This is a genomic window from Lacticaseibacillus pantheris DSM 15945 = JCM 12539 = NBRC 106106, from assembly GCF_001311175.1.
Taxonomy (GTDB): Bacteria; Bacillota; Bacilli; order Lactobacillales; family Lactobacillaceae; genus Lacticaseibacillus; species Lacticaseibacillus pantheris.
In genome coordinates, this window is record NZ_BBAI01000028.1 from 17,314 (window position 1) to 30,209 (window position 12,896).

10 protein-coding genes, 2 pseudogenes and 1 other annotated feature are annotated in these 12,896 nt (G+C 54.5%); of the genes and pseudogenes, 8 read left to right on the forward strand and 4 right to left on the reverse strand.

The genetic code is table 11. The features are described from left to right. Positions 1–39 precede the first annotated feature (39 nt). Positions 40–1,450: pseudogene (gene brnQ / locus JCM12539_RS08975) on the reverse strand (branched-chain amino acid transport system II carrier protein). A 194-nt stretch (positions 1,451–1,644) separates the two neighbouring features. Next, positions 1,645–1,883: a binding site (T-box leader), on the reverse strand. Between the two features lie 671 nt (positions 1,884–2,554). On the opposite strand from brnQ, the gene JCM12539_RS08980 reads away from it, so the two are divergent. From JCM12539_RS08980 to JCM12539_RS08990, 3 genes are all read left to right on the forward strand, one after another. Further along, the gene (locus JCM12539_RS08980; protein WP_054650846.1) at positions 2,555–2,923 is read left to right on the forward strand and encodes a helix-turn-helix domain-containing protein; all 369 of its coding nucleotides are present in this window, start codon (positions 2,555–2,557) and stop codon (positions 2,921–2,923) included. A gap of 195 nt (positions 2,924–3,118) precedes the next feature. Beyond that, positions 3,119–3,442: a hypothetical protein gene (locus JCM12539_RS08985; RefSeq protein ID WP_156302160.1), complete on the forward strand. Its 324-nt coding sequence runs from the start codon at positions 3,119–3,121 to the stop codon at positions 3,440–3,442. Then, a complete protein-coding gene (locus JCM12539_RS08990) occupies positions 3,439–4,344 on the forward strand; it encodes a transcriptional regulator (RefSeq protein WP_054650850.1) in 906 nt (301 codons plus the stop codon). The genes JCM12539_RS08985 and JCM12539_RS08990 overlap by 4 nt, the downstream gene beginning before the upstream one ends. A 49-nt stretch (positions 4,345–4,393) precedes the next feature. On the opposite strand, the gene JCM12539_RS08995 is transcribed toward JCM12539_RS08990, so the two are convergent. Beyond that, complete coding sequence (locus JCM12539_RS08995) at positions 4,394–4,903, reverse strand: YbhB/YbcL family Raf kinase inhibitor-like protein (protein ID WP_054650852.1); 510 nt, start codon at positions 4,901–4,903, stop codon at positions 4,394–4,396. A 967-nt stretch (positions 4,904–5,870) separates the two neighbouring features. On the opposite strand from JCM12539_RS08995, the gene JCM12539_RS09000 reads away from it, so the two are divergent. From JCM12539_RS09000 to JCM12539_RS09015, 4 genes are read left to right on the forward strand one after another with little or no spacing between them, the layout of a single operon-like run. Continuing rightward, entirely contained in the window at positions 5,871–6,830 is a 960-nt protein-coding gene (locus JCM12539_RS09000; RefSeq protein WP_054650854.1) for a hypothetical protein, read from the forward strand. Positions 6,831–6,886: 56 nt separating this feature from the next. After that, entirely contained in the window at positions 6,887–7,423 is a 537-nt protein-coding gene (locus tag JCM12539_RS09005) for a TMEM175 family protein (protein ID WP_054650856.1), read from the forward strand. After that, complete coding sequence (locus JCM12539_RS09010) at positions 7,420–7,689, forward strand: NUDIX domain-containing protein (protein ID WP_054650858.1); 270 nt, start codon at positions 7,420–7,422, stop codon at positions 7,687–7,689. The genes JCM12539_RS09005 and JCM12539_RS09010 overlap by 4 nt, the downstream gene beginning before the upstream one ends. Continuing rightward, on the forward strand, positions 7,661–7,882 hold the full coding sequence (locus tag JCM12539_RS09015; RefSeq protein ID WP_054650860.1) for an NUDIX hydrolase: 222 nt from the start codon (positions 7,661–7,663) through the stop codon (positions 7,880–7,882). The genes JCM12539_RS09010 and JCM12539_RS09015 overlap by 29 nt, the downstream gene beginning before the upstream one ends. A gap of 66 nt (positions 7,883–7,948) precedes the next feature. Here JCM12539_RS09015 and JCM12539_RS09020 read toward each other — a convergent pair. Continuing rightward, a pseudogene (locus JCM12539_RS09020) lies at positions 7,949–9,339 on the reverse strand (FAD-binding oxidoreductase). Positions 9,340–9,639: 300 nt separating this feature from the next. Between JCM12539_RS09020 and metG the strand changes: the two are divergent. Next, positions 9,640–11,649, forward strand: coding sequence for a methionine--tRNA ligase (gene metG / locus JCM12539_RS09025; RefSeq protein WP_054650862.1), 2,010 nt, complete (start codon positions 9,640–9,642; stop codon positions 11,647–11,649). A 60-nt stretch (positions 11,650–11,709) separates the two neighbouring features. Here metG and JCM12539_RS09030 read toward each other — a convergent pair whose 3' ends face one another. Continuing rightward, complete coding sequence (locus tag JCM12539_RS09030) at positions 11,710–12,045, reverse strand: hypothetical protein (protein ID WP_054650864.1); 336 nt, start codon at positions 12,043–12,045, stop codon at positions 11,710–11,712. Between the last annotated feature and the right edge of the window lie 851 nt (positions 12,046–12,896).

The window sequence follows — 12,896 nt, forward strand, 5'->3', positions numbered from 1 at the left end:
TTTGCGTATTGTATTTAGTGGAAAAGATGTGTGCGTGTATTAGTCCGCGTTGTCAGGCTGAACGTCGTTGCTGGTTGCAGCACCGGCTTGGCGGCGTTGGCTTGCAAAGTGGAATCCTAAGCCAAGAACGAGGCCCACGACTGCTGGGACGACCCAGCCCATGCCAAGGCTTGCGAACGGCAGGAAGGAGTCGCGGAAGTGCGTCAGCGCAACGCCTACGCTACTTTGGCTAACCACTGCCGGGAAGGAAGCAACCATGTCGAGCACAGCGGGAATCGTGGTGAAGCCCACGGTCAAGGTGTAAACGACGGGGTCCCTGCCGAACCAGTGCGCGGTTACGGAGAGCAGGATGAGCACCATGCAGAATGGGTACAGGAACATCAACATTGGTGTGGACCAGGCGATGATGGTCTCCAGGCCGAAGTTAGCGGTCAGGAAGGACGCAAAGGCCATCAGGCGAGCCACTGAACGTAGCTCAATACCGGGAAGTGCTTGTGGAAATCCTGTGCAAAGGCGGCGACCAAACCGACGGCGTGGTGAGGCAGGTGACGGTCAGTAGTGTAGCTAACAGCGCGTGGCCGGCAGTACCAAAGTAGTAGGTTACAACCTGGTTGAACGCCGTGCCACCCTCAGCACTCGGCTTGAAGTGGGATACGGACATGGAACCCAGGACGATGAGGAAGAGGTAGACCACGCCGATAGCACCAGTAGCCATCACGCCGGCTTTGGCCGTGACTTTGGCAACGGAACCTTCACGCTTTAGCCCCAGGCCACGGACGGCGGTGACGACGGTGACCCCGAAGGCCAGACCGGCGAGGGCGTCCATGGTGTTGTAACCCTGGAGAAAGCCGTTAAAGAAACTCATGCCGCCGTTACGGTAGGCGGTAGTGGCGGCCTGCGCGTTGGGGTTGCCGAGCGCGTGGGAATAGGCCACGAAGAACAGGAAGAATAGCAGTACCAAGAATACTGGGTTCAAAACCTTACCAACAGCGGAAGTAATCTTGCGTTCCTTGTACGATAGCAGGAATGCCGCCAGGAAGAACAGGGCGGAGAACAGTAATAGTCCGCCAGTCTCCCACGACTTTGGTAACAGTGGCGCCACCCCGGTGGTGAATGAAACGGTTGCCGTACGGGGTGTGCCGAACAATGGTCCGATGGTAAAGTGAATTAAGACCATGAATAGTAGTGCGAACCAGCGGCCGAGTGGACGACCCACGTCGTAGACACCCTCGGCGTGGACGGCGCTGATGGCCAGAACGGATAGTAGTGGTAGGACGACCGCCGTCACCAGGAAACCGAGCGCGGCGGGCAACCAATTATGACCAGCGATCTGGCCTAAGTGGAGCGGGAAAATCAGGTTGCCGGCCCCAAAGAACAGGCCGAACAGCATGGATGCGACAACTAAGTATTGTTTCTTGGACAATCGTGGTTCCTTTGTTAAATCCTGCATAAATAGTTCCTCCTAGGAGGCCAACTGTAAATGGCCCCGATCTTCATTGCGTCGTTGCGTTTTAATGTTGCTAATGTCGCTGCCCACGGCCACCATCCCCTTTGTTGAATATGTATTCACCAATGCGCATGTAGAAATAATAAATATCGTGTCATCACCCGGGGCAAATAAAAAGACACCCTCAGCTATTATTAGCTAAGGGTGCCTAAGCACGATACCACCTTAATTCGCCGTACCGTCACCGGTACAACCTCACCACGTACGGCCCGCAGGCGATACGTTGACACGATAATGGGTGTCCCCATGACACGTTACTGTAAGTTCGGTGTCCGGCTCGAAAGGGATATTCATCACCGCAACCCTTGCTTCCTCTCACCTAACGAAGCTCGCTGAAAGTTGTACGGTAACTACTGGTCTTTCTCATCGCATTTGCATTTGTTGTTACTTAGTATAGCGTGGCAAAGTAGTTTGTCAACACTAATTTGAATTTAATCTTATTTCTGAGCCATTGTGACAATTGATAATCTTCTCGGCCATTAAAGTGAGCCGCGTGTTATCTATGTTGTCGTTAATGTGATTTTAGCCTGATAACGGGTGGATAATATCAATGTACGAATGGATTGTGTCGTAATTAATCGGGGCTATCAGTATCGACAATAAACCTTTTAATTTTTCTACATTTGTGGTGTAATGTAGAAAGAAGCTCAAAACACGAACAAAAATCGAGTCGGCCGACTTGGGTTAGTTAGTGTCAACACCAGATGATTTGCATAAACGCAACATCCAGTGTGGCACTACCCCCATTCCCGTGTGCAGGGGTGCATGCGGGCGGTCGGCTTTTTGTGTAGAGAGCGAGCCCGAGCGTTCAGAAGTCGGAGTGTAACGTACTGCGATGGGAAAGCCGGGTTTTGGCTTCAACAGCGTAGTCAGTTACACGCAGGCTTTTGCTCGGGGGGAGCTCGTTTAGGTAGAGAGCGAGCCCGAGCGTTCAGAAGGCAGAATATCTGGGTGATGGTAGTCGATTTGGAGCGATTACTACCGGACAAAGTAATACGGGGTTGATGAGCAGATCTATGGAGTAAGGTTACTGGGAGGCGGATGCGCATGGCGGACTACGGTCAGATTGGCGCGCTTTTTCGTGAAGTACGTAAACGCCGCGGATTAACGTTGCAACAGGTTGCAGCTGGGTGGTCAGTTGCTAGTCTATCTCGCTTTGAGCGGGGTAACTTGGCCATTAGTGCGGACCGACTGCATCGATTGCAACTGCAGCTAGGCTTAACGGATACCGATCTGGGTGAGTATCTGGGTCGTAATAGTGGCGCTAGCGAAATCAGCATACGCGATTGGATGGGCCGCATTGTACGAGCAGATTTTCATTCTGGTCCGCGTCAACTGATTGCATTAGCCGAGGAGTTGCAGGCGTCCACTTTGCCGGATTCCTGGGCCAAAAAAAATGTTAATGATTTTGATTAATCACTATGTGTTGGTCAAACGGGGTGTAATTGAGGGACTGTTGGATTCGGAATTAGTGGTGGTGGAACATTACTTTTTATCGCCTGGGCCATGGGTACAGTTAGATTTTTATTTGCTAGCAAAGTTGTGCCTTTTTTACCCACGAAATATTTACACCGGCTCATTAATCACGTCAACGACCTGGATGTGTTGACGATGCCGTCAATGTTACATGTTATCACCTTGCAACCCTTGGTCTGGGCGGTATTCCAAGCTGGGGCGACGGACAATGATGATACTGCGGTTGATTGGGCGTACAAAGTGAGCCAGATGTATGGTGATCAGGAGCCCGATTTGTATAAATTTTATATCAACCGGTTTATGGGCCTAGTGGACGCAGAATACCGGGCACGCAGTGATGTCAGCGCTACGGCAGTGGAGAAGTTTCTCGGCGCTCTGTACCGCATCGACGCCTTGCAAGCAACCGAATTGCGGCGGTGGTATAGATACTGGCACCAGTGTGAGGAGGGGTTACGATGACCGATTCTTACCAAAGAGGACAATACTATGCCACTCTGCGGGAACGGCGTGGCTACAGGATGCGTGACCTGGATGTAGTTGCTAGTTCGGGTGATTTGTCCCGGTTCGAGCACGACAAGCAGGAATTGCGGTCGTCCCGGATGCAAACTTTGCGGGACCTACTGGGTTTACTGCCTGAAGAGGGTTATGGCTCGGAGGTGGCAGATAATTTTGATCAGACGTTAGTGGACCTCAAAAATGTGACGAACGTTGATGACCTGATTAATCGGGTGACCACCTTTGTGAACCGAAACGAGACGCGGCTACCCGGCGCGGTGCGGTTGTACTGCGTTGATGCACTTTACCTCAGCCACGTGCGTTTGGTGATGGATTCGCCAGCATTGCTTGCCCACTACCACGCTCCGCAACTAGTACAAAAATACTGGCGCGACCTGTCCCGGGTGAACTACTGGCTCAAAGCGGACTACTACATTGCTTACGGGCTCTGGGACCAGTGGTCTGCCGATCAGCAACGGCGGCTACTAAACTCGGCAATGAATCCACCAGGCGACATGACGTTCCTGTGGCTGCAACTGCTAATCCGAGCTGAGCAGGTAGCTTTGCGAAATGGTGACGGTGAGACCGTGCGACTTTGCATCGATCTCTGCCGGGAAACCACAATTCCGTCGGTCCGCACCCAGCAGATGTTTTTGTTACGGATTGCAAAGTTGACGTTGGTCGACGCGCTGGACCACTCCATGGAGTCGGTCGCCGCGTTAGACCAGTTACAGGATGACCTGGCGATTGTGGCGACGCCGTTCTATTGTGATTTGTTGCGTGATACGCGCGCGGCGTTGACCACGGCCCATAATAACGGTTTGGTCGTAGCAACAAGCAACAAGCATAAAAAATCCCCGTCGTAACGACGGAGATTTTTTTTATGCTTGTTGAAAACCTGTAAACCCGTGCAAACTACACCCGGCTAGTAATGTCGATTGAAGCTTCTTCGAGCACGTGTCCAGGCAATGCGTGGCGTAACTCATTCAGCCAAAAACCTTCCGGCAAGTCCAAAGTGGTATTGAGTGCGTAAACCGTAAACGTGTAGTCATGGTCCGCGTTGGGTGGTGTCGGTCCGGTATAGCGCTGGTAAATCTCCGGGTCGGTGTTGCGGACGTAGCTACCAGCGTTTGAGTTGCGACCCTGCACGAACTGGCCGGCCAGCTGACGGCTGGCGTTAGCTGGCATGTTGGCGAGGGTGACCGGGATGTCGGCTGCAATCCAGTGAATCCAGGTGAAGCCGGATACCGGCACGGCGTCGTAATCAGTGAGGGTTAGGGCGAGGGCAACCGTGTCCGCCGGGATGTCGGTGACCTGAAACGGGAAGCTGGTCACGGGGAAGCCATTGCGCATATCCTCGCCAGTAGCGTACTTACCGTATTGATCTGGGAGATAGCCTTCTGGTGTTTCCACAATAATGTGCATACATGGTCATTCCTTTCTTGTTAACTTCATTATACTCGTTCCAACGAGTTAAGTGGCGGTTCTCAGTGGTGGGGGATGTGGACTGTGCTGGCAAAGTGGTGGTGGGGTTGCGGCTTTGTGAACCGCTCCGTCATGACCGCTTCTGGGGCGAAACCTCCAACTCGCAAAGTGCGCGAGTTTCCGGTGCGACTTGGAGACTGCCTGCGTAACCCCGGTAGCGGTCATAACTCCGGGTTCAGTCGCCTCCACCCCACCACCACTTTGCCGGCACCCGCCAGTTTGCGAATAGCAAGATAACGTCGCAACAATACTCATGTTTTTGAGTGTGGTACTTCTGTAGAAATTTGGAGACCCGTATTTGTCCAAACAACACCCTGTGGACTATGTACCAAATTTTACCGGAAAGCGCAGGTAACCCGTATCGTGGTATACGGAATGGAGACTGAATAGATGTGTTCTTGAGTACAACTCACGAAGTATCGGGAACCCGCGGATGGACTTTGAGATAGAGGCGTCGTGTCTGGAGGCCTAGTTACCACAGTAGCGTGAGGCCGCGTCGGTCGGACCGGTGAGCGTAGGCGGGTGGGGTCGGAATGGTAACCACTGCCGGGGAACACAGTCAGTTTGCGCTTTAGCGCTTACTGACTGATTCTCGCAGGAATGGCGCAGCAGTCCGAGAGCTCCATTGGCTTTAGCCATTAGAACGCGACGAATTCCGAGACCGGCCGGTGGGTTTCCGGGCAGGTTCATAATCGCACCGGAAACTCACCTGGGTTTGGTGAGTTGGAGGTTTCGCCCTAGCAGTGGTTACCATGGAGCGCCCCACGTAAGCCGCAGCTCACCGGCCCGGCCTACGCTGCCGCCAACCTCAAACGTAGTAACACCCGCGCGTTCGCAACACCCTAGGCGTAGGCAGCGCCTTGCAGTACAATGAAGCTAACATTGAATGTAAGCAGAGGGGTACAGAATGGCTGAATATGCAGAACCAGTGCAAGGATTACTCGACGAACTGAGCCGCGTTTTGGGCCACCAGGTGCAGGTCGAAGCTGCGGGGGCCGCAAGCGGTGTTTTGAACCACGATCAGGGCGACCTAACCGTGAACGCAGACGGCCAGGTGACCGTGACCATCACGGACACCACGAACATCGACTACACTTTGAGCCATGAACTAGTGCACTTCATGATGAACATGAAGGGTTACCTGATGATGGAGATGCCCCTGCACGGGGATGACCAGGAATACGACGCCATGCGGATTTCGACGGCCAAACTGCTGGAACTGGCAGCCCAACACGTAATGGTGGTTGCCTGGCAGCGTGAAAATGGCTTACTGGACGACGGGGTGGATCAGTCAGTGATTGCTGGCTTTGAGCAACAGCTCGATGATGAAGACCCAGATCATCCCGACGACATGATTGCTTTCCGCACGCTCTTGCTACTGGACGGGCTGGTTTACGTTCACCAGATGCCGAAACCGGATAACACTCTGCGTGCCTGGCGCAACCGGTACCCGGCGGCCATGGCGGCGGCGGAAGATCTGTTTGCGCTCATTAGCGAACACGAACCGGACACGCCGCGGCGGTTGCGCGGTGTCGAGGTCAAGTTACTGGCTCACTTTGAACAGTTCCTCATTGACCAAGGGTACGCGCAACTTAGCTTACCCGACTTTGTGGTGGTGCCGCCGGTGCTGTCGCAGCGCCAATTACGGCTGGAATTAACCCAACTGTACACGTTGAATGAAACGTCACTCAACGTTGACGGTGACGACTTAACGGGTTACGTGGCCCAGGGTAATACGGACGAGCAAACGGCCTTTGTGCTGACCTTACCGAGTGACGCTGCGTCGGCGGACGCGTTGCAGGCACTATACCAGCGGCCCGTTAAGGATGTTTTGGATGAGTTTGAGTTAACCTATAGCGAGCGGTAAACGTGCCGTGAATTGAGGTGTACTTATGGACAAATCGCGTTTGGAGGCTTCAACTGATGCGTGATCGCCATCATTATTACCATTATGGTACTGGAATTCCACGTACCGCGGGTGACACGCTCCGGGCGCTCCTCGGTGTCTGGCACCAGTTTGTGGTCTACCTGGCCAGCTTTGCGACCGTCGCCGTTTATTGGCACAGCCACCACTATATTTTCAGCCGCGTCCAGACCGTTTCCCGGCAGACGCTGTGGCTGAACACGCTGTTTCTGCTGACGTTATCACTGTTTCCCTTTGCGACAGCGTGGGTGGGCGAGACGACGTTAGTGGCGTTGGTTCCCGAGCAACTGTACGGGATTGTGCTGTTGGTCACCGACATCGCGTTTGATCTGCTGGTCATTTGCATGCTGCGTGACGGGGCTGACGACGTTTTGCGGACTACCGTGCACAAGACGCACCTCTCGATTGCCGGCAACGTGGTCGCCATCGCGGCCGGCTGGCTGTGGCCACCGTTAACGCTCATCATCAACGTGTTGATTCTGATTAACTGGCTGGTGCCAGACCAGCTGGGCTGGCGTAGGGGGAAACGAAGTTGAAAGAATACACCGTCATCGCGTTACGGACACCGCAGGGGGTAGTCGGTATTAACCGTCGCAAGCCGCCGTTTAGGGGGATGTGGAACCTGATTGGGGGCAAAGTCGAACCGGACGAGACCCAGCAACATGGAGCCATGCGCGAAACGTTCGAGGAGACCGGGGTCGAGTTGCCCGAAGCCGCCTTTGACTTTGTGGGCACCATGGACTGGGTGATTGACGGTCAAAAAAAGTGGCGTGATGTACCTCTACCTAGCCGATACCGATGACCAGTTGCGGTTGCCGCGGAATACCCGTGAAGGCATTTTGGCGGCCCTCGAGCCGGAGTGGGTGACCCTACCGGACAACCAGGGCGTGGTGCCGGACTTGCAACCACTGCTGCCGCTGATGCTACGTGAGCACGGGTTGAACCTGGAGGCGCGCTATCGCGGTGATGAATTAATCAGTGTGCAGGCAAAATAATAGCTATGTAACGTCAACGACCGTCGTGCGGGCCAAAGGGGCTCATCACGGCGGTCGTTTTGCGTACTAATTGATCTTGCGGTGCGGGTTCAGAATCTGCATGGGGTCAAAGAGGGCTTTGATTTGGTGCTGCAGTTGGTCGACGTCACCACCGAGTTCCGCGTTGTTCCACTGGTTTTTGAGCATCCCCACCGCGTGTTCGCCCGAGATGGTTCCGCCGAGTGCGAGCGTCTTATGGAACATGTCCTGCAGGGCGCCTGGCACCGCCGCGGGCATATCCTGATTCTCCGGCCACACGATGGTTGGGTGGACGTTCCCGTCGCCAGCATGTCCGGCGGTGTAAATCTTGAGTCCGGTACGTTGGCCCACTTCTTGAACGTAATCCATTAACGTTGCCAGCTGGGACAAAGGCACCGCCATGTCTTCCATAATGTGATTTTGACCCTCAAAGATGGCGGGTAACATGTCCTGGCGCAACTTTTCGAGGGCGGCCTGTTCCTGTGCGTCACTAGTGACCTGGACGTGGTTGGCACCGTGCTGGGCAAGCAGGTCATTAACAACGGTCATGGCGGCATCGGTGCTGTTATCAACTTTGAAGATCAGCATGGAGCCACTGTTATCGCCGTAGTGGGTGCCTCGTACTGGTCCAAAGCCGCGATGGTCGGTGCGTCGAGAGCCTCCAACATGGTGGGGTAAACGCCGGAAATACGGATGGCGGCGACTGCGTCTGCAAGGCGGGTCATATTGTCAAAGAAGGCGATACCGACCGCGGATTGCCCCAGCGGAATGGGGAGCAACTTGACCGTGACTTCGGTCACTACGCCCAGTGTGCCCTCAGAACCGATGAAGAGCTGGGTGAGGTCGTAGCCAAACGCCTGCTTGAGGGTACGGCCGCCGACCTTGATGGCGCGGCCGTCCGCCAGCACCACTTTGAGCCCCAGCACGTTGTCCTTGGTCGCCCCGTACTTAACGGTACTCATCCCGCCGGCGTTGGTGGCGACGTTACCACCGATGCCCGAAATCTTTTTCGAGCCCGGGTCGGGTGCGTAAAACATGCCCTGTTTGCGTGCGGCCGCGTCAAGGTCACCGTTAATGACACCGGGTTGGACAACGGCCAGCGAATCGGCTTTGCTAATCTCGATGATTTGGTTCATGTCCTTAGTGGAAAGGATAATGCTGCCGGCGAGACCGTCCGCGCCGATGACGGTGCTGGTGAACTGGTTCTGGGTCACGACGGGGATGTGATACTTGCGGGCAACGTCCAGGGTGCCCTGCACGTCAGGCACAGAGTGGGCGCGGACTACGGCTAAGGCGAGGCCGCTGTCGTCGTCGGTCATACGGCTGCTGAACGAATACTCGCGGAGTGTGTCGCTGTCGGTGACCACCAGACCGTCAGGGACACTTTGGGTGAGGTCGGTAATTACTTGCTGGTCGGTGAAAGCTGAGAATACTGTCATGGGTAGACTTCCTTTCGTTTTTTTATTTACGAGGTCATCATAGTCCATTTTGCGCGTAATATCATGTGTTCGTAGCCCACGTTAACCGCTGGTATAACGGGGCGAGGACAATTATTTTTCCAAGTCGGAGTATCTGGGTGCAAGGGGGGAAAGCAAGCGGTTGGCCGCTGCTCCCAAATTTCCCCACGCCAAACTGAAGGGCCCACGAATGGCTGTGGTATACTGATGACAATTGCGGCTGTTGCCAGTACGATTTGGCGACGGCCGGTGATCAACAATATTTCTGGAGGTTAGGCTCATATGTCTACAAAACCAACGTACTACATCACTACACCAATCTATTACCCATCCGGTAAGCTTACTATCGGTAACGCGTACACGACGATCGTGGCCGACGTGCTGGCCCGCTACAAGCGCCAGACCGGCTATGACGTTTTCTTCCTGACCGGGACTGACGAACACGGACTGAAAATTGAACAGAAGGCCGAAAAGCTGCACCAGTCGCCGCAAGAATACGTGGACGGCATGGTGGTCGGTATCAAGAAGTTGTGGGAAACGCTACATATCACTAACGATAAGTTCATCCGGACTACGGATGCTGAACACGTGCAGGCCGTGCAGAAGATTGTGCAGCAACTCATCGATCAGGGTGACGTTTACCTGGGCGAATACACCGGCTGGTACTCCGTTGAGGACGAAGAATACTTCACCGAAACGCAGTTGGCTGAGGTGTACCGTGATGATGATGGCAAAGTGATTGGCGGGAAGGCCCCATCTGGCCATGATGTGCAGCTGGTGAAGGAAGAAAGCTACTTCTTCCGGATGAGCAAGTATGCCGACCGGTTGCTCAAGTACTATGAGGACCACCCCGACTTTATCCAACCAGAATCCCGCAAGAACGAAATGATTAATAATTTCATCAAGCCGGGCCTGGAAGACTTAGCGATGAGCCGGACTAGCTTCACTTGGGGTGTGCCGGTTCCGGGCAACCCGAAGCACGTCGTTTACGTGTGGGTTGATGCCTTGCTGAACTATATCACCGCGCTGGGTTATGGCAGTGACGATGACAGTTTATTCCAGAAGTACTGGCCTGCTAACGTTCAGTTTGTGGGTAAGGAAATCGTGCGTTTCCACACCATCTACTGGCCGATTATTTTGATGGCTCTGAACATCCCGATTCCTGAAAAGGTGTACGGGCATGGTTGGCTATTGATGAAGGACGGCAAGATGAGTAAGTCCAAGGGGAACGCAGTGTACCCCGAGACGCTGATTAACCGTTACGGCTTGGACGCCCTGCGTTACTACATGATTCGTGCCATTCCGTTTGGCCGCGACGGTGTGTTCACGCCAGAGGACTTTGTGGACCGCATCAACTTTGACTTGGCCAACGACCTCGGGAACCTGTTGAACCGGACTGTCGCCATGATTAACAAGTACTGTGACGGTCAGGTGCCCGCACTGGACGCCGGCCGGACGGCTTTTGATGACGATCTGGAGGCAACGGCTCAGCAAACGGTTGCGGATTACGCGGCCCAAATGGACGACTTGCAGTTCTCCGACGCGATGGATACCGCGTGGAAGTTGGTCGCGCGCGCCAACAAGTACATCGACGAAACCGAGCCGTGGGTGTTGGCGAAGGATGAGGCCAAGCACGATGAGCTAGCTTCCGTCATGGCACACCTGGCCGAGAGCCTGCGCGTGATAGCCGTGTTGGCAAAGCCGGTGCTGGTTGAATCTGCCGGGGCCATCTTTGCACAACTCGGTCTCGACAAGGACGACGCCGAGCAGCAGTTGCCTGAGTTCGGCCACCTGCCAGCTGGGGCAACCGTCGTGGCCAAGGGTGAGCCCATCTTCCCACGTTTGGACGTGGAAACTGAGGTGGCTTACATTAAGGGCGAGATGGCGAAGAGCAAGGACAAGAAGGTTGAGGGTAACAAGAAGAAGGCGGCCGCGGCTGCTGAAGGTACCCGCAAGGCCGAGATTAGCTTTGACGACTTTGACAAGACTGAAATTCGCGTCGCCGAAATTCTGGCCGTGGAGCCGGTTAAGGGCTCAAGCAAGCTGTTGCAGTTCACGCTGGATGCGGGCGATGAGGGTGACCGGACGATTCTTAGTGGTATTCACAAGTACTACCCGGAATATCAGGAATTAGTTGGTAAGAAGGTCATGGCCGTGGTTAACATGAAGCCGCGCAAGATGCTCGGGATTGAAAGCCAGGGGATGCTTCTTTCCAGTGAGGATGCTGCTGGCAAAGTAACTCTGATTACGTTGGACCCCAGCATTGCCAATGGCGCACTGTTGGATAATTAATCCTCGAATATACACTAAGGGCCCGTGCAGATTATGTGCACAGGCCCTTAGTTTTTTGGTTTACAACGCGATTTTATGGGTGTCAATGAGGTGCCGTAGAGCGTTGTCGATGGCGGTGATTGTTCCGCGTGCATCCGCCTTGAACGCGTCCACGTACGATGCCTGGTCGGTGCTGATATCAGCTACCTGTTCACCGTTCATGTCGCTGATGGTGATGCGGCTACCGTCCAGGTGGGCGGTGAAGTAACTGCCTTCAGTTGCTTCGTCCAGGTAGTCCTGAGCTGACTGGCGGAGTCCTTGGCTGATGACATCCTCAGCGGTGGTGGGGTGGCCGGCATCGGCGGCCGCCTGCACCATCTTGGTCACTTGTTCCATATCTTCGGGAATATTATTCAATGTGTGCACCTCCAACAAATATTTGTGATTGTCCGATTGTTACTACAAGCAAAGCTTACTCTTCGTCAGCATCCTTGTCACTAAGCATTTTGGGATGGGTGGAGTTGGCGGTTCTGACCGGTGGCGGTGCCTTGGGGTGCTGCGACTTTGTGGACCGCTCCATGTGGCTGGTCGTACTGGCGTGGTGGCTCCGGTTGAGCGGCTGGTCCCCGCGACCGGCTACGTGCCTCACGCTCACGCCCGTGCCGGGCTACCGCGAATTGCCGTAGCCCGAGAAAACCACTCGGTCTAGCCAATTTGATTCTGTAAGTCATAACTGTCAGTAGGCGCTAAAGCACCAACTGACATTAATTCCAACAGAGCTACGGGCATGCAGCCGTCGCGGAGACCAGCCGCTCAACCTCCGCCACCACACCAGTACGACCAACGGTGGAGGTTCACCGTTCCGGGTCCAGTCGTCTTCGCTCCCCACGGCACTCCCACCGGCCAGAATCACACTTGTGAGCGGATTCATGGATAATTTGGTCAACTGTCAGCCCATAAGAATAACCCGACCGACGTGGCTTCACACTACTATGTACTCTGAAATGCGGGTACTGAGTTTGGTTGTTCTGTGGCAGGGAATAGGCTCAAGCTGTTGTCCATTAGAGGTAATTAACTATATGGTCATTATGGATACGGACAATATGGATACACAGCACATTTGATATATTTCGGTTTATCCGTTAGCGAGCGGGTGTCGGAAACGCGGTGGAAGGCTGCGGGTTACGTGCCTGGAAACGAGTTTGATACAGTAGCGGTAGGCCGCGTCGGTCGGACCGGTGAGCGGAGGCGTGTGGGGTCGGAATGGC